The 17,286-nt window shown below is 67.9% G+C and carries 16 protein-coding genes; 7 read left to right on the top strand and 9 right to left on the bottom strand.

Annotated features, from left to right (window positions below):
* Positions 1 to 78: 78 nt before the first annotated feature.
* The 6 genes from AB0E56_RS06790 to AB0E56_RS06765 all read left to right on the top strand — a co-directional run bounded on the left by AB0E56_RS06790 (position 79) and on the right by AB0E56_RS06765 (position 6,070).
* Positions 79 to 1,092, top strand: a complete 1,014-nt coding sequence (locus AB0E56_RS06790; protein ID WP_359797678.1) for a LacI family DNA-binding transcriptional regulator — start codon at positions 79 to 81, stop codon at positions 1,090 to 1,092.
* A gap of 42 nt (positions 1,093 to 1,134) precedes the next feature.
* Positions 1,135 to 1,839, top strand: a complete 705-nt coding sequence (locus AB0E56_RS06785) for an FCD domain-containing protein (protein ID WP_359797676.1) — start codon at positions 1,135 to 1,137, stop codon at positions 1,837 to 1,839.
* Positions 1,840 to 1,957: 118 nt separating this feature from the next.
* Entirely contained in the window at positions 1,958 to 2,830 is an 873-nt protein-coding gene (locus tag AB0E56_RS06780) for an NAD(P)-dependent oxidoreductase (protein WP_359797674.1), read from the top strand.
* A gap of 41 nt (positions 2,831 to 2,871) precedes the next feature.
* Positions 2,872 to 4,218 (top strand): MFS transporter, encoded by a 1,347-nt coding sequence (locus tag AB0E56_RS06775; RefSeq protein ID WP_359797673.1) that lies wholly within the window; start codon positions 2,872 to 2,874, stop codon positions 4,216 to 4,218.
* Positions 4,218 to 5,072 carry a transketolase gene (locus AB0E56_RS06770; protein ID WP_359797672.1) on the top strand — a complete coding sequence of 285 codons (855 nt, stop codon included), beginning with the start codon at positions 4,218 to 4,220 and terminating at the stop codon, positions 5,070 to 5,072. The genes AB0E56_RS06775 and AB0E56_RS06770 overlap by 1 nt, the downstream gene beginning before the upstream one ends.
* Positions 5,069 to 6,070 (top strand): transketolase C-terminal domain-containing protein, encoded by a 1,002-nt coding sequence (locus tag AB0E56_RS06765; protein WP_359797670.1) that lies wholly within the window; start codon positions 5,069 to 5,071, stop codon positions 6,068 to 6,070. Before AB0E56_RS06770 ends, AB0E56_RS06765 begins: the two co-directional genes overlap by 4 nt.
* 7 nt (positions 6,071 to 6,077) lie before the next feature.
* Here the strand turns inward: AB0E56_RS06765 and AB0E56_RS06760 are convergent, their stop codons facing one another.
* Both AB0E56_RS06760 and AB0E56_RS06755 read right to left on the bottom strand, forming a co-directional pair.
* Complete coding sequence (locus AB0E56_RS06760) at positions 6,078 to 7,577, bottom strand: arylsulfatase (RefSeq protein WP_359797669.1); 1,500 nt, start codon at positions 7,575 to 7,577, stop codon at positions 6,078 to 6,080.
* An 84-nt stretch (positions 7,578 to 7,661) separates the two neighbouring features.
* On the bottom strand, positions 7,662 to 8,555 hold the full coding sequence (locus AB0E56_RS06755; RefSeq protein WP_359798266.1) for a formylglycine-generating enzyme family protein: 894 nt from the start codon (positions 8,553 to 8,555) through the stop codon (positions 7,662 to 7,664).
* 80 nt (positions 8,556 to 8,635) lie between these two features.
* On the opposite strand from AB0E56_RS06755, the gene AB0E56_RS06750 reads away from it, so the two are divergent.
* Positions 8,636 to 8,941 (top strand): NIPSNAP family protein, encoded by a 306-nt coding sequence (locus AB0E56_RS06750; protein WP_359797667.1) that lies wholly within the window; start codon positions 8,636 to 8,638, stop codon positions 8,939 to 8,941.
* Positions 8,942 to 8,973: 32 nt separating this feature from the next.
* Here AB0E56_RS06750 and AB0E56_RS06745 read toward each other — a convergent pair whose 3' ends face one another.
* From AB0E56_RS06745 to AB0E56_RS06715, 7 genes are all read right to left on the bottom strand, one after another.
* Complete coding sequence (locus AB0E56_RS06745; RefSeq protein ID WP_359797665.1) at positions 8,974 to 9,312, bottom strand: L-rhamnose mutarotase; 339 nt, start codon at positions 9,310 to 9,312, stop codon at positions 8,974 to 8,976.
* Positions 9,309 to 10,625, bottom strand: a complete 1,317-nt coding sequence (locus AB0E56_RS06740; protein ID WP_359797664.1) for an MFS transporter — start codon at positions 10,623 to 10,625, stop codon at positions 9,309 to 9,311. Before AB0E56_RS06740 ends, AB0E56_RS06745 begins: the two co-directional genes overlap by 4 nt.
* A 66-nt stretch (positions 10,626 to 10,691) precedes the next feature.
* Complete coding sequence (locus tag AB0E56_RS06735) at positions 10,692 to 12,149, bottom strand: L-fucose/L-arabinose isomerase family protein (RefSeq protein ID WP_359797663.1); 1,458 nt, start codon at positions 12,147 to 12,149, stop codon at positions 10,692 to 10,694.
* Between the two features lie 41 nt (positions 12,150 to 12,190).
* The gene (locus tag AB0E56_RS06730; RefSeq protein ID WP_359797662.1) at positions 12,191 to 13,645 is read right to left on the bottom strand and encodes an L-fucose/L-arabinose isomerase family protein; all 1,455 of its coding nucleotides are present in this window, start codon (positions 13,643 to 13,645) and stop codon (positions 12,191 to 12,193) included.
* 48 nt (positions 13,646 to 13,693) lie between these two features.
* The gene (locus AB0E56_RS06725) at positions 13,694 to 14,704 is read right to left on the bottom strand and encodes an ABC transporter permease (RefSeq protein ID WP_359797661.1); all 1,011 of its coding nucleotides are present in this window, start codon (positions 14,702 to 14,704) and stop codon (positions 13,694 to 13,696) included.
* Positions 14,705 to 14,730: 26 nt separating this feature from the next.
* Positions 14,731 to 16,233 carry a sugar ABC transporter ATP-binding protein gene (locus tag AB0E56_RS06720; RefSeq protein WP_359797660.1) on the bottom strand — a complete coding sequence of 501 codons (1,503 nt, stop codon included), beginning with the start codon at positions 16,231 to 16,233 and terminating at the stop codon, positions 14,731 to 14,733.
* A 27-nt stretch (positions 16,234 to 16,260) separates the two neighbouring features.
* Entirely contained in the window at positions 16,261 to 17,268 is a 1,008-nt protein-coding gene (locus AB0E56_RS06715) for a substrate-binding domain-containing protein (RefSeq protein WP_359797659.1), read from the bottom strand.
* Between the last annotated feature and the right edge of the window lie 18 nt (positions 17,269 to 17,286).

The raw sequence follows: 17,286 nt of genomic DNA, 5'->3' as shown, positions 1-17,286 counted from the left end.
CCACTATAGTGGGACGGAAGAACGAAGAGCAACCTACAGCGCAATCAGCGTCGATCTTGCTCCTCAGGGGGAGGCTTCGTGAAGCGTGAGGGCGCGCCACGACTCATCGATGTGGCCGAAGCCGCCGGCGTCTCCCTGGCGAGCGCTTCGCGAGCGATGTCCGGCGGATCCGGGATCTCACCCGAGGTCGCCGAACACGTCCGCGGCATCGCCCAGGCACTCGGCTACGAGCCCAACATGCATGCGCGCGGCCTCGCCGGGGGGCTCGTGCCCACGATCGGACTCGTCGTGCACGAGATCGGCGACCCCTACTTCTCCGACATCGCCAGCGGCGTGATCCGCAGTGCGACGCAGCAGAACCGATCCGTGCAGATCGCTCAGGCCGACCGCACGCCCGACAGCGAACTGGCCCAGGTGAAGTCGCTGCTGCGACAGCGCATCGGCTCCATCATCATCGCCGGCTCCGGGTACGCCGACCCCGCGATCGAGCAGCCCATGGCGGAGGCGCTGCTGGACTTCACGGTCGCGGGAGGACGTGTCGCGGTGATCGGCCGCCACCACCTCCCCGTCGATGCGGTGCTCCCCGACAACCATCGCGCCGGCGTCTCCGTCGGACGGCACCTCGCAGACCTCGGGCATCGCCGGATCGGCGTGGTCGCAGGGCCGCCCGAACTGAACACGGTCGCCGACCGCATCGCGGGGCTCCGCGAGGGCACGAGCGATCCGGGCGTCGAGCTCACCGTGGTCTCCAAGGCGTTCACGCGCGAGGGCGGCATCGCCGGTGCGCGCGAGCTGCTCGACCGGGGCCTCACGGCCATCGTCGGACTCAACGACGCGATGGCCATCGGCATCCTCAGCGAGCTGCGACAGCACGGCATCCGCGTGCCGGAGGAGATGTCGGTGGTCGGCTTCGACGACATCGCCGTCGCGCCGGACGTGGCGCCCGCGCTCACCACGGCGCGCATCCCCATGTTCGAGATGGGTCAGCACGCGGTCTCCCTCATCCTCCGACCGGCGAGCGATGAGGCCCGGACCATCACGACGGCGCACGAACTCATCATCCGCCAGTCCTCGGGGCCTCCCCCGGCCTGACCGCGGCGCGGATATCATAAAGGTCGACCAATCGGAGCCGCCGTGACCACGACCTTGGAGACGCTCGTCTCCCGCCTCGTCGCCCTCGCCGTCGAAGAGGAGGGCTCCTCGGCACGGCGCCTGCCGCCGGAGCGCGAACTCGGCGATGCGCTGGGGATGAGTCGCGGGGCGCTGCGCGAGCACCTCGCGGTCCTCGAGCGCCTCGGCTTCCTCCACCGCACCCAGGGTCGCGGCACGTACATCGACGCTCCGGGCGACGACTTCGTCCGCAGCTACTTCACGATCGCGAGGGAGCTCGGCTACCTGACCGACAGCCAGTTCGCCGAATCCCGCGTGCTGCTGGAAGAGACCGTCGCCGAGGCCGCCGCCGCACGCGCGACCGCAACCGACGTCGCCCGCCTGCGCGAACTCGTCGATCAGATGGTCGCGGCGACGCGTTCCGGAGACCACGAAGCGGCCTTCGAGGCAGATGTCGCGTTTCACCGGAGGCTCCAGAGCATGGTCGACAATCCGGTGCTCCGCCTCATCCACGACGGGCTGAGCCACGTGCTGCGCGAGACGATCCGCGTGCGACGACTGGACGCGGTCGCCGTGGAGACCCCGGACGCCGACGGCGTGCTGCGCACGGACAGCGTCCACTACCCGATCGTGGACGCCCTCGAGGCCGGAGACGCAGAGGCGGCGCGAGCCGCGATGCGCGAGCACTTCCGCAACTGGCAGTCGCTGCCGATCGCCGCGCACCGCTGAACGAGAGATTGGTATAACCAATCTTGACATGCCCGCTTCGCGGTCGTATTCTGATCCACGGATTGGTTAACCAATTCTCGGATCAGCAGCCACAAGGACCAATGGAGGTCAGCGAGTCATGCCGGACACCGCCGCAGCAGTCACATTCGTCGGTTTGGGTGCGATCGGACTCCCCATGCTCCAGCGCCTCGTGGACGGCGGGCTCGAGGTCACCGGAGTCGACCCGTTCCCCGGCGCCCGCGAACGCGCACAGGCGGTCGGAGCCGCGACGGTCGAGGCCATCGGCGACGCGCCAACGGCCGCAGTCGTGGTGGCGATGGTCGCGACCCCCGACCAGCTCGACACGCTCGTGGACCAGGCTCTGGCCGCCGGAGCCGTTCGCGGACAGCTCTGGGTGGTCATGAGCACCGTCGGGCCCGAGGCCGTCGTCTCGGCCGCCGCACGACTGACCGACGCCGGCGCCGCGGTGGTCGACGCCCCGGTCACCGGCGGTGTCGCGCGAGCTCGCACCGGCGAACTCACCATCTTCGCGTCAGGAGCGGAGGCGGCGATCGCCCGCCTCGAGCCGGTCCTCTCGCGGTTCGGCGCCGTGCGCATCGTCGGCGATGCGGTCGGGCGTGGACAGGCCATCAAGGTCGTCAACCAGCACCTCTGCTCCGTGCACATCGTGGCCGCCGCGGAGGCGCTCGCTCTGGCGTCGGCGCTGGGGCTCGAGCCGGCCGAGGTGCTGCCGCTGCTCGAATCCGGTGCCGCCGGATCCTGGATGCTGTCCGACCGCGGCCCACGGATGCTCGAAGGCACCGATGTCGAGGTCACGAGTCAGATCAACATCTTCGTCAAGGACTCCGGACTCGTGTACGACGCCGCCCGCGCCGCCGGGGCCGAGAGCCCCCTGCTCGACGCTGCACGCGAGCGCTACCTCGCCGCCCAGGCAGCCGGCCTCGGCACACGCGACGACTCGCGCGTGATCGAGACCTACCGCCGCCGTTGACGGCCACCACAGCTCACCGCCCTGTTCAAGGAGGAACACCCATGGTCAACATCACCCGTCCCCCGGCGCGCACGCCGCAGCGCGACAACCCCGTCAAGGTGTCGATCGCATCGATGATCGGCACCGCCGTCGAGTCGTACGACTTCTTCATCTACGGCACCGCCTCTGCCGCGTACTTCGGCTCCGTCTTCTTCCATGCCGAAGACCCGGTCGTCGGCGTGCTGCAGTCGTTCGCCGTGCTGGCGGTCGGCTTCTTCTTCCGCCCGCTCGGCGGCTACCTCGCAGGCCATTTCGGTGACCGCATCGGCCGGAAGACGGTCCTGCTGGCATCGCTCATCGTGATGGGCGCCGCCACCTTCCTCGTCGGGCTCCTCCCGACGTACGAGATGGTGGGTGTCCTCGCTCCGATCCTGCTGATCCTCCTGCGCGCCGTGCAAGGGATCGGGTTCGGCGCCGAATGGGGAGGCGCGGTGCTGATGGCCGTCGAGCATGCCCCGGCGAAGCGTCGCGGGTTCTTCGGCTCGGTGCCCCAGATCGGCATCCCGGCCGGGTTGCTCCTCGCGAACGGCACCTTCCTGGCCTCGAACGCCCTGTTCGAGGGCGACTGGGTGTGGCGCGTGCCCTTCCTCCTCTCGATCGTGATGGTCGCGATCGGTCTCTGGATCCGCCTCGGCGTGAAGGAGTCCCCCGAGTTCGAGAAGATGAAGCAGGCCGGAGAGATCCACAAGCAGCCGGCCATCCAGGTGCTCAAGCGGGACTGGCGCCTGGTGCTGCGGATCATCGGACTCCGTCTGGCCGAGACCGGCGGCTACTACATCACCACCAGCTTCGTGCTCTCGTATGTCGGGCTGGCTGCTATCAGCGACTCGCAGTACGTGCTGTGGGGAACCATGATCGGCTCCGCCCTCGGACTCGGGTCGCACCTCCTCTACGGGGCGCTCAGCGACCGGATCGGGCGCAAGCGCGTCTTCCTCATCGGCGCGATCTTCACGATCCTGTTCGGCATCCCGATGTTCCTGCTCATCAACACCGGCGCCGTGATCATGATCATCGTCGCGGTCGCCCTGAGCCTGCTCTTCAGCCACGACCCGATCTTCGCGGTCGAGTCGAGCTGGTTCAGCGAGCTCTTCTCCCGCGATGTGCGCTCGTCCGGCATCTCGCTCGGCTACAACGGCGCGTCGATCGTCGCTGGCCTGCTTCCCTTCCTCGCGACGGCGCTCTATGCCGGCGTGGGATGGCTCGGACCTGCTCTGCTCTTCGTGGCCCTGGGCATCATCTCCACATCCGTCGCAGCCGTCACCCGAGAGACGGCTCCCATCCGCGTCGGCGACGCGACTCCTCCATCGGACGTCGCCCTCGCCGCCCCCGCCACCGAAGGAGCACGATGATGACCACCGCATCCGACCGCGCCCGACGCATCCGCGACAGCGCCCACCGCATCCGCCTGAACGCCCTCCACATGGGAGAGGTGCAGGGGCAGGGCTACGTGGGCCAGGCGCTCGGCGCCGCCGACGTGCTCGCCGCGGTATACCTCGACCAGCTGCGCCACCGCGCGGACGACCCGCACTGGGACGACCGCGACCGGTTCCTGCTGTCCACCGGCCACTATGCGATCGCCCTCTACGCCGCGCTGGCCGAGGCGGGCATCATCCCGCAGGAGGAGCTCGACACCTACGGCTCCGACGACTCGCGGCTGCCCATGTCGGGGATGGCGAGCTACACCCCCGGCATGGAGATCTCCGGCGGTTCGCTCGGCCACGGCCTCACGGTCGCGGTCGGCATGGCACTGGGTCTTCGCCACCAGGGCAGCGATGCGCGCGTGTTCACCTTCCTCTCCGACGGCGAGCTGAACGAGGGGTCGACGTGGGAGTCGGCGATGGGCGCCGCCTCCCATCGGCTCGGCAACCTCACCGCACTGGTCGACATGAACGCGCTGCAGGCCGACGGCCCGACCGCCGACGTCCTGTCCATCGAACCCGCCGAGGACAAGTGGGCCTCGTTCGGCTGGCACACCCAGCGCGTCGACGGCAACGACCCGGAGGCGATCCTCGCCGCGTTCGACGCGATAGACGACCGCGACCCGGTGGGCGCACCCCAGGTGATCCTCTTCGACGTGAAGGTCGGCAGGGGCGTCCCCCTGCTGGAGAACCGCGAGAAGAACCACTTCATGCGCATCGACGAACACGAGTGGGCGATCAGCCGCGAGCAGCTCATCGCGGGCTACGAAGGAGCGAACAGATGACCACCCCCACGAAGCCGAAGCTGAAGACGTCGGCGATGATCGCGTCGTTCGCCGAGCCGGGGCAGAAGACGGCTTCCGCGCCGTTCGGCGAAGCGCTCGCGCGGCTCGCCGACACCGACCAGCGGATCGTCGGCCTCAGCGCCGACCTGGCCAAGTACACCGACATGCATGTCTTCCGCGACGCGCACCCCGAGCGGTTCTTCCAGATGGGCATGGCTGAGCAGCTGCTCTTCGGCGCTGCCGCCGGCATGGCGGAGGTCGGGCTCGTCCCCTTCGCGTCGACGTACTCCGTGTTCGCGTCCCGCCGCGCGTACGACTTCATCGCCCTCGACATCGCAGAGCCGAACCTCAACGTCAACGTCGTCGGGGGTCTTCCCGGACTCACCACCGGGTACGGGCCCAGCCACCAGGCGACCGAGGACATCGCGATCTTCCGCGGCATGCCCAACCTCACGATTGTCGACCCCTGCGACGCGGTCGACATCGCGCAGGCGGTGCCCCAGCTCGCCGCATCCGCGGGGCCGACGTACCTCCGCCTGCTCCGGGGGAAGGTGCCGACGGTCCTGGACGAGTACGACTACTCCTTCGAGCTCGGCAAGGCCAAGGTCGTGCGTCCGGGCAACGACGTCGTGTTCGTCTCCAGCGGCCTGATGACGATGCGCGCCCTGCAGGCGGCGGAGCGCCTCGCCGCGCACAGGATCGACGTCGCGGTCGTGCACGCCCCGACCATCAAGCCGTTCGATGAGGAGACGGTCCTGCGCGAACTCGACACGCCGCGGCTCGCACTCACCCTCGAGAACCACACCGTGGTCGGCGGGCTGTTCGAGACGGTCGCCTCCGCCCTGGTGCGTCGCGGAGCCACCCGCCGCGTCGTCCCCGTCGCGCTGCCCGACCGCTTCCTCGACGCGGGAGCCCTGCCGACGCTGCACGAGCGCTATGGCCTCGCGACCGATGTGATCGTCGATCGCGTCATCGAGGAGCTCCGCGCCGCGGACTGACCGACGCTCAAGAGCTCCCGACCGTCGAATCCAGCTTCGCCATCACCTGGTTGATGGTGAACGAGGCCGACTCCTGTCGGGCGGGGAACTCGACGAGAGTGCCCAGCGTCTTCGCGACGTACGCCTGCGCAGGGATCATCAGGAACACGTGTTCGAGCACCCAGTCCCAGTACGTGTTCGATGTGATGTCGGCGCGTTCGAAGGGGTCCGTCCGGAGGTTGAAGAGCTTCGGGAAGCGCAGCTCGATGTAGGGCTCCTGCCAGACCTGGAGGGTGCCTGCGGCGCGCTGCTCGAGGAAGACGAGCTTCCAGTTCTCGAAGCGCAGGGCCGTGAGGTCGCCGTCGTCCGAGACGTAGAAGAAGTGCCGCCGTGGACTGTGCTCGGCCGTCCCGGTGATGTAGTCGAGCTGGTTGTGCCCGTCGAGGTGCACCTTGTAGTCGGTGCCGTGCAGCGCCGTGCCCGACTTCAGACGGTGGGCGATGTCGTCGTCGCCCACCGCAGCCAGCAGCGTGACGAACCAGTCGTTGTGACTCACGATCCCGTTGAGCGTCGTGCCGGCGGGGATGCGTCCCGGCCAGCGGACCATCGCGGGGACGCGGTAGGCGCCCTCCCAGTTGGAGTTCTTCTCGTTGCGGAACGGGGTCATCCCGGCGTCCGGCCAGCTGTTCATGTGCGGGCCATTGTCGGTCGAGTACATGACGATCGTGTTCTCGGCGAGCCCGAGTTCGTCCAGAAGGTCGAGCAGGCTCCCGACGACATCATCATGATCGAGCATCGTGTCGTGGTAGTTCGACTGCCAGCGCCCTGCGCGTCCCTTGCTCTCCTCCTTCGTGTGGGTGCGGAAGTGCATGTGCGTCGAGTTGAACCACACGAAGAAGGGCGTGTCGTCTGCGGCCTGGGTGCGGATGAACTCGGCGGCGGCGTCGCGGAACTCCTCGTCTACCGTCTCCATCCGCTTCTTCGTCAGCGGGCCGGTGTCTTCGATCCGTTGTGTCCCGTTCTCGCCCGCCCAGGAGTGGATGACACCACGGGGACGGAACCTCTCGCTGAAGCCAGGGAACTCCTCGTCGGTCGGGTAGTCGGGGTGCTCCGGCTCCTCCTCCGCGTTGAGGTGGTACAGGTTGCCGAAGAACTCGTCGAAGCCGTGGGCGGTCGGCAGATGCTCGTCGCGGTCGCCGAGGTGGTTCTTGCCGAACTGACCCGTGGCGTACCCGTGGTGCTTGAGCGCGTCGGCGATCGTGGGGTCTTCGGGCTGGAGCCCCAGCTTCGCGCCTGGCATGCCCACCTTGGTGAGTCCGGTGCGGTACGGGTTCTGTCCCGTGATGAAGGCGGCACGACCGGCGGTGCAGCTCTGCTCGCCGTAATAGTCGGTGAACTTCACACCCTCGTCGGCGATCCGATCGATGTTCGGCGTCCGGTAGCCCATGAGCCCGTCGGAGTATGTGCTCAGGTTGGCGATGCCGATATCGTCGCCCCAGATGATGAGGATGTTGGGCTTGTCAGCCATGCCTGACTCCTTGCGTCGACCGATGAGGCGGGCGGATGCCCTCGGTCGAGCCAAGCACTCTCCGCGCCCCGCGCGAAGGGCGCCTCACTCGGAGCGGGTGAGGCGGAACCCGATGTGAGACATGCCGGTGTCTTCGGCCTGCGGCGAGCGCGCGGCCGGCCGGAACCGCAGACAGTAGTCCGGCGAGCACAGGTGCGAGCCGCCCTTGAGGACGCGACGCGGGATGGCGGGGAAGCCCGCCTGCGCGCTCGCCGCCGCCAGCAGGTTCGTGCGCTTGCCCTGGTCGACGGGAGTGTCGGACAACCGGATGTGCCTCGGCGTGTAGAAGTCGGTCGTCCACTCCCACACGTTCGCGATCATGTCGTAGAGGCCGTAGCCGTTGGGCGGGTAGGAGCCGACGGGAGCAGTGCCCCCGACGCCCTGGTTGTCGTAGGGGAAGCGTCCCAACCAGGAGTTCGCCTGGGCGACGCCGCCGGGATACGCCTCATCGCCCCATGCGAAAGCCGTGCTCTCCTGTCCCCCACGCGCCGCGTACTCGTGCTCGACCTCGGTGGGCAGTCGCATCCCGACCCAGTCGGCATAGGCGACGGCGTCTTCGAACGCGATGTGGACGACGGGATGCTGCAGCAGCTGTTCGATCGAGGAGTCGGGGCCGAACGGCCGACGCCAGTGCGCCCCCGGCTGCCAGCGCCACCAGTTGCGCCAGTTCCGCAGGTCTGTCGGACCGGGCGTCGGGGTGAAGACCATCGAGCCGGGGACGAGATCCGCGGGGTCGGCGCCGGGGAAAGCTGCGGGGTCGAGCGGACGTTCCGCGACCGTCACGTACCCGGTCGCGTCGACGAACTCCGCATACTGCTCGTTCGTCACCTCGTACCGGTCGATGAAGAACGAGGCGACCTCACGCTCGTGCACCGGCCGCTCGTCGGGGTAGAAGTCGTCCGACCCCATCAGGAACCTGCCGGCGGGGATGCGGACCATATCGCGCGAGTTCGTCACGGGACTCAGCGTAGTCACCGGCTGCGGTTCGATGGCCGGCGCACCTCTGGAAGGATCGTCCCATGATCACGATCCACCTCCGCTACGAGATCGACCCCGACAAGCTCGACGACTTCACCGCGTACGGGCGGACGTGGATCCGACTCGTCGCCAAGCACGGCGGCACCCACCACGGCTACTTCATGCCGAGCGAAGGAGACAGCGACGAAGCGTTCGCCCTGTTCACCTTCCCCTCCCTGACCGCGTACGAGGTCTACCGCACGGCATCGCGCACCGACCCGGAGTGCGTAGAGGCGTTCGAGTTCGCCCGCACCACGCGGTGCATCCGGCGGTACGAGCGCCGCTTCCTCAGCCCCGTGTTCGACTGAGTCCTCCGGAACCGGCGCCCGTCGACCGTGCCTCAGTCCAGGTGGAAATACTCCTCCCACACGTCCAGAGCGCCGTCGGGTCGGCCCCGCTCGAAGTACGGCGCCATCGATGCCTGCCACCGGGTGTTGACCTCGCGGCGGGCCACCTCGGACTGCGCCCGTGCGAAGTCCTCGGTCTCCAGATAGCCGATCACGATCCCCTCGTCGCGACGAATGAACAGCGAGTAGTTCGTCCACCCCGCCTCGGTCAGAGCGGCGAGCATCTCGGGCCAGACCTCGGCATGGTCGCGGAGGTAATCGTCGACACGACTCGGGCGGAGCCGCATCGTGAAGCAGACCCGCTGGATCGCCGGAGACGCAGCCGCACTCATCGCACCACCGGTTCCTGCTGCGCGGACGCTCCCGCGCCGTAGCGCTCCTCCTCGATCTCCTTCAAGCTCCGACCGCGCGTGTTCGGAGCCCAGATCGCACCGACGAGAAGTGCGACGGCGAGGAAGCCGATCATGATGAGACCGACGTTGGCGACTCCGGTCGTGGCGAGCAGTACGGGGAAGAAGTAACTGAGGAAGCCGATGGCAAGACGCGCAGCGAAGAAGAGCAGACCCTGCGCGCCCGCGCGGTACGGAGTGGCGAACAGCTCGCTCGCCCACAGTCCGTAGAACGCCTGCGCGCCGATGCCGGCCGACAGGCCCCAGAGCACGGCGAACGTGATGAGCGTGGCGGTCCCCGGCTCACCGAAGACCAGCGCCATCCATCCGAGGATGCCCATGACGGCGCCGACGATGTAGAGCAGTCGCCGCGACATCCGGTCGGCGAGCAGCATGAAGCCGAAGTAGGTCGCGATGACCGTGCATCCCCACACCAGCACCTGCAGGAGGTCCTGCTCGACGACGCTCTCGACACCGGCGGCCTCGTACACCCGGGGCATGAAGATACCGGCTTGACCGGCGACGATCCCCCAGAAGCCGTAGATCCCGAACAGGAAGAGCAGTGCGGTGATGTTGACCCTCTTCGACAGCAGAGCTCCGAAGCCGCGGCCCGTACGCGAGGCCGTTCCGCTCTTCACCTCCTTCGCGCTCGTCTCCTTCTGGTCCTTCCACAGCTGAGACTCCGGCAACCCCTGCCTGACCCACCAGACGACGGCAGCTACGACGAAGAGATGCAGGAAGATCATCCGGCTGCCGAAGAGCTCGAGCGGTGCGAGCAGAGCGGCGAGCGCGAACCCGATCAGCGGCCCGAACGACCAGGCGAGCTGCGCCGTCCCGACGTGCTTCGCGCGGTTCTTCGACGGCGCCTGCTCGGCGATGTATGTCCAGGATGCGGGGACTCCGGCGCCGACGGCGATTCCGGTGATGATGAACCCGAGGAACAGCATCGGCACGTTCACCGCGAACGCCGCGAGCAGGACGCCGATCATGAACACGACGAGGTCGTACGTGTAGATGAACTTGCGGCCGAGGCGGTCGCTCAGCGGGCCGCCGAGCATCGCGCCGATGGCCGCGCCGAAGGCGTTCGCGCTGAACGCCGCGAGCAGCCCGGCGGTCAGATCGGTGAACCCGAGTTCTGCCTGCCAGAAGCCGAGGCTCGTCGCGATCGCGATGATCGAGCCCGCTTCGATGTAGTTGGACATGGCGACGGCGATGGTGGCACGCCATCCCGTCGTCGAGGTGCTGCCGATCTTCACGGTGTTCTCCTTTGGAGGTGGCCCTGGCGGGACCGCCGGGGGTGTGGTGAATTGCGGAGGATGCGATCAGCCGACCGACACCTGGCGGAACTCGATGCCGAGCAGATTCGCCGCGGCGCGGAAGTCCTGTGCACGGTGTCCGGTCGACAGCGCCCAGTGGTGGTCCACGCCGCTCGCACTCCAGGCATCGACCCACTCGCCCGGGTGGCACCCGAAGTCGACCCGGGAGGTCGTGTTGCCGATCGCGAGCAGCGGGCCGGGGACCACTTCGCCCTCCGAGGCGACGAACACGTAGCTGCCGTCCCGCTCCTGGCCGACGCCGAACGTGGTCACCGGTCCCTCTCTGACGTCGAACTCGACGCTCACGCCCCACCCGCGCTTGCCGTGATAGATGCCGAGTCCCCGCAACAGCGGGTCCCGCTGGCTGATCGCCAGGTGCGCGGGACCGTCGTGACCCATCTCCACGACGCCGTCGAAGAAGTTCAGGGCCTGGATCTCGGTGAACGAGCCACCCGCGCCGATCGTGTCGGCCACCAGCATGGCGATGCTGTTGCGGAGTTCGTATTCGCCGGCCATCGGGACCCCGCGCGCCGTCAGCAACGAGGCGCCGAGGATCATGCCGGCGCCCAGACGCTCGTGCTGCTCGCCGTTGAGGCCGCGGTGGTAGTAGGCCATCGAGTCGAGCTCGAAGTCATCGACCAAGCGGTCGAGTCCGACCGACACCTTCGCACCCCAGGCCAGGTCGTCTTCATTTACGGACGCCTCATCGAGGACGAAGACCTCCCTGGCGAGAGCGATGCGCTCGCGGAGTTCGCCGTCTGTGACGCCTTCCACGCGCACCCGCAGGTCGTCGAACTCGACCACTTCCACGTGCGAGCCGAACTGGGTGGACACCGAGGTCAGGTCCGTCGAGACGTCGAGCATCCCCGGATACAGATGTCCCATGAGCCCATGACGCGCGTGACGCAGCGTCGCGCGGACGTCCGCGGCGGCGATCCAGCGTTCGATGCGCGCCCATGCGCTCTCATCGCGCAGGTATCCCGAGACCGAGCGGAATTCGATACCACCGCGCCGGAAGACGTTGCCGACCTCGGGCACCGCGCACTGTCCGCAGTACGCGAGCCACTGGCCGGTGTCGAAGGTCGCATGGTCCATGGATTCCGTGGGCTGCAGGTCGATCACCAGGACCGGGGCCCCGGAGCGCTGTGCGATCGGGAGGACCATCGAGGCCGTCAGATACGTGGTGAGGAAGACGACGATGAGGTCCGGGTCCGCGAGGCGGAGCTTCTCGGCAGCGGCGGCCGCATCCTTCGCATCCGAGATGAAGCCCACATCCGTGACCTCGGCATCCAGATTCTGGAAGCGTTCACTGACATAGCGGGACGATGCCTGCAGCTGAGGGAGCAGGTCGGGGAACTGCGGCCAGTATGCTCCGAGGCCACCGGCGACGAGGCCGATCCTGGTCTTGCGACGGTTCTTTCGGGGAAGCAGTTCTGCGATGCGGGCACGACGAACGTCGCTCATGGTGATCTCCTGATTCTTGAGGGGAAGTGTCGGGGTCCGGATTACGGCTGGACCAGGCGGAATTCTGCGCCGAGGAGGTCGGCGAGCACCTCGATGTCCTTCGCGAGATGGCCGACGGCCATCGACCAATGGTGGGTCGAACCGGACTGTGCCCAGGCGTCGGTCCAGTCGCCCGGATCGCACCCGAAGTCGACCCGCGTGGTCGTGTTGCCGATCCTGATGGCCGGCCCCGGCACGGCTGTGCCCTCCGAGGCGATGAATCGGAGGCGGCCGTCGTGCAGCTCGCCGATCGAGAACTGGGTGACGGGCCCAGGGCGCACGGTCGCTTCGACGGATGCCCCTCCCCCGGACTTGCCGTGGAACACCTCGAGGTTGCGCAGGACGGGGCGGTCCGAGGTGATCGAGGCATCCGCGGCGTCGTTGTGACCGAGCTCGACGTGGCCGCGGTCGAAGTCGAGCGCCTGTCCTTCTGTGAAGGTGCCGCCTCCGCCCAGCTGGCCCGTGATGAACATCGCGATGCCCGCACGGAGCTCGAACTCAGTGACGGTGGGAACACCGCGGGTCGACAGCAGCGTCGCGCCGATGGGGAACGCCGTGGCCAGTCGACTGTAGATGTCGTCGGAGTTACCCATGTGGAAGTAGGCGAGGGTGTCGAGGTCGTACTCCTCGATCAGGCGATCGAGGGCGACCGAGACGCGCGCCTGGAAGCGGATGTTCTCCAGGTCGGCGCCCTCGTCGACGGCGAACACGCGGTGCACCGTGCTCAGCGCCGCCTCGGTCTCGGCGTCGGTCACCCCGTCGTAGAGGCGGCGCAGGTCGTCGAGTTCGAGGATCTCGACGTGCCCTCCGAACGTGGAGTAGGTCGACGTGATGTTGGAGGCGATGTCGAACATCCCCGGGTACAGGTGACCGAGCAGACCGTAGCGACCGCGGCGCAGGTTCGCCACCACCCCGGTCGCTCGCACGTAGCGGCCGATCTTCGTCCACGCGCGCTCGTCGTCGAGGTATCCGGACACGCTCCTGGCCGGGAGACCGAGGCGCTCCAGCGCCACGCACATCTCCGGGAGCCCGGCCGACCCGGCATAACCGAGCCAGTCACCCGTGCCGAAGTTCGCGTGGTCCATGCTCCGCCCCGGCTGCAGACACACCAGGAGCACGGGCGCGCCCCCGTACTTGAAGATCGGCAGCACCTGGGCGCTCGTCATGTAGGTCGAGACGAAGAGCACGATCAGGTCGACGTCGGCCTGCCGGATGCGGTCGGCGGCAGCCGCGCCGTCGACGGGATCGGACACCACACCGAAGTCGGTGACGGTCGCTCCGATGCCCTCGATGCGGTCGGCGATGGTCGACGCGGATGCGCGCACGGTGTCGAGCAGTCCGTCGAACTGCCCCCAGTAGACGCCGAGACCGCCGGACACGAGCGCGATCTTCGGCGTCCCGTATGCGACGCGGGAGAGCGGTTCGGGAGCGATCACAGGAAAGGGGTGCGTGGTCATGAGAGTCCTCGATGAGTTGGGATGGGGTCGGCGGTCAGAACGATCGGGTCACTCGACACTCTTCTTCCCCCTTCGGCTGAGCAGGATGTTGATGAGCACCGAGACGACGATGATCGCGCCGGACACGACGTCCTGGATGTACGAGTTGACGCCGAGCAGGATCAGGCCGTTGCCGATGATCGCGATGAAGATGACGCCCAACAGCGTTCCGAGCATCGACCCCCGCCCCCCGGCGAGCGCGGTGCCACCGACGACGACCGCGGCGATCACATCGAACTCCAGTCCGGTCGCCGCACCGCTGTTACCCGATCCCAGACGGGCCGTCAGAAGGATGCCGACCACCGCCGCGAGCAGGCCAGTGATCGCGAAGACCGCGATGCGTGTCCGGGTGACATGGATGCCGGAGAGCATCGCTGCGCGCGCATTGCCGCCCACCGCGAAGACCGAGCGGCCGAAGCTCGTGCGGGTCGAGACGAAGTAGAAGATCACGAAGAGCACGAAGAACACGACGACGGGCGTGGGGACGGGACCGATCGAGCCCGCCAGCACGTCCATGAACTCGCTGGTCTCGACGGGGACGGGCAGGGCGTTGGTCATGAATTGCGCGAGCCCGCGGTAGGCGCTCCACAGGCCGAGCGTGACGATGAACGACGGGATGCCGAGCACCGCGCGCAGCCAGCCGGCCACACCGCCGACGACGAGACCGCCGATGAGCACGGCGACCGTGCCGCCCGGGAGCCCGATGCCCCAGGGACCGGCCATCTCGGCGAGCATGACGGACCAGAAGGCCACGGCCGGCCCGATGCTGATGTCGATCTCACCGGAGACGATGACGAGGGTCGCGCCCCACGCGACGATCCCGACCGTGGCCGCGTCGCGGAGGATGCTCCAGACGTTGTTCTCGGTCGCGAACCCCGGGGCGACGACGGAGAGGATGATCACGAGCACGACGATCGCGACCGCGAGTCCGATCTCGTTGATCCGCTGGGTGTTGAGCGCGCGCAGGAACGGCACGCCACGAGTCGTCCCCGGTGCGCCGGGGGTGATTGTGCTGGTCATGAGGTGTCCTTCGGGTATGGGAGAACTCAGTGCTCGGCGATGGCGCTCGAGAGGATGGCATCGATGTCGATGTTGGGCGCGCGGTGCTCTTCGACGATCCGTCCGCCACGGAGCACGACGACGCGGTCGCAGACGGAGGGCAGCTCCTCCATCTCGCTCGAGACGAAGACGATCGACTTGCCGGCGGCCGCGAGCTCCCGGATGAGCGCGTAGATCTGCGCCTTGGCCTCCACGTCGACGCCCCGCGTCGGCTCGTCGAGCAGAAGGATGTCGCTCTCGGCATGCAACCAGCGGCCGATGATCGCCTTCTGCTGGTTGCCGCCGCTGAGAGTGTCGATCTCGGCCCTGGCGCTCGACGTCTTGATACGCAGACGCTCGATCAACGCGGTCGCCGATGCGGCCATCTTGCGCGGCGAGGTGAATCCTCCTGTCGAGACCGCCCGCCAGTCGGACACCACCATGTTCTCGTCGACGCCGAGCTGCGGGAAGATGCCGTCCTGCTTGCGGTTCTCCGGAGTCATGCCGACGCCGCTGCGCAAGGCGATGCGATGTCCACGGCCGGTGAGATCACGGCCGTGCACACGCACGGTGCCCGCCGCCGGCGCGGTGACGCCGTTGACGATCTTCAGCAGTTCGGTCCGACCGCTTCCGAGCACACCCGCGATCCCGAGCACCTCGCCCCGCCGGAGGTTCAGGGAGACCCCGTGCAGGAACGGCTCGTCGTGGATGTCCGCCACGTCGAGCACGACCTCGCCGAGTTCTGTCGGCGCCTCCGCCACGGGGGCGAACTGCTCGACGGCGTTCCCGATCATCATGTGCACCACCTCGCGGGTGTCCACATCGGCCAGGGGCCGGGTGTCGATCAGACGACCGTCGCGCATCACGGAGGCGGTGTCCGCGACCTGTCGGATCTCGTTCAGACGGTGGCTGACGTAGAGGACGGCGACACCGCCGGCGGCGATGGTCTGCACGGCGTCGAGGACCCGGCCGACCTCCGCGGCCGCGAGCGAACTGGTCGGCTCGTCGAGGATGAGCAGTCGCGGCTCGTCGTGGATGGCCCTGGCGATCTCGACGAGCTGCTGATCGGCGACGCTCAGATCATCGACGGCCTGTCCCGGCTCGATGTCGAGGTCGAGACGTGCCAGCGCGTCGCGGGTCGCGGCGTGCATCCGCCGGTAGCTCAGCGCTCCCGCAGACGACGGCCACCGTCCCATGAACATGTTCTCCGCGACGCTCATGCTGCCGATGAGGGAGAGTTCTTGATAGACCGTGCGAACTCCGAGTCGGTGCGCGCCTTCGACACCACCGGCGCCGAGAGGCTCGCCGCCGAGGACGACGTCCCCGCTGTCCGGGGCCTCGGCCCCGGACAGCAGACGGATGAGCGTCGACTTGCCTGCCCCGTTCTTGCCGAGCAGTGCCCGGACCTCGCCCCGACGGATCGTGAAGCTCACGTCGTCGAGCGCGACGACGGGACCGTAATGCTTCGATGCGCCGACGACTTCGGCCACAGGCTCGTCAATTGTCATCATTGTGCTCTCCCGATCGGTGATGGGGGTTTACGGGATGCCGTCCGGGTGCGTCTCCAGCCATTCGGTCCCCTGCTCAGGCGCCGTGTAGACGTCGATCGGCACCGGCACCGAGTACTCCTGCGACTCGCCGTCGAGGATCGCGATGGCGGCGGCGATCGCCGCCTTGCCCACCGCGATGCCCGAGACGTCGATCGAGGCCTTGAGGATCGTGTTGTCGACGAGGGCGTTCGCGAGGTCGGCCGTCATGTCGGATCCGAACACCACTGTCTTGCCGGCGAGCCCCTTGTTCTCGACCGCTTTCACCGCGCCGATGGCCGCGCCGCCGGATTCGCCGTAGAAGGCGTCGATGTCGGGGTTGGCTGTGAGGATGTTCTCCGCGACGCCGATGGACTCGGTCGGATCGGTCCCCTCCTGGTTCGCGACGATCTCATAGGCGATGCCGCGGTCGGTGAGCGCCTTCTCGAAGCCTTCGCGGCGGTCGACGCACACCTCGACGAACTCGCAGTTGAGCACGGCGATACGAGGGTCGGTGACGGCGTTCGCCTCGAAGTAGTCGGCGGCCGCTTCTCCGGTCTTGTACCCGAACTCGACTGGATCGCCGAAGGCATACGCGTTCACGTACTCCTCGGCGTCGGCCTCGTTGATGCAGGTGTTGTAGCAGACGACCGGGATGTCGGCGTTCGAGGCGTTGCGCAGCGCTGGCGCGGAGGCATCGGCGGAGACGGCCGACAGCAGGATGGCGTCGACCTGAGATGAGATGAGCGTGTCGATGAAGGCGGACTCCTTGGAGGCATCCGCTGCAGCGTTCGTCTCGACGAACTCCACCTTCTTTCCTGCTTCCTCGGCACCGAGTTCGACGCCCTTCTTCACGCCGGCATAGAAGCCCTGCGTGTCGAGGTAGATCGCACCGATCTTGAGGGTGTCGTCTTCGGCACCGCCTCCTCCTCCGGCCTGTCCGGCGCAACCGGTCAAGGCGAGACCGAGGACGAGGACGGCGGCGGCCGCCGCTCGGATTCTTGTTGCTGTGAGATCCACGATGATCCCTTCCGCGTC

This window comes from Microbacterium sp. NPDC028030 (assembly GCF_040637855.1).
GTDB lineage: Bacteria > Actinomycetota > Actinomycetes > Actinomycetales > Microbacteriaceae > Microbacterium.
The sequence above is the reverse complement of the archived record's forward strand: the minus strand, read 5'-3'. Positions and strand labels throughout refer to the sequence as shown.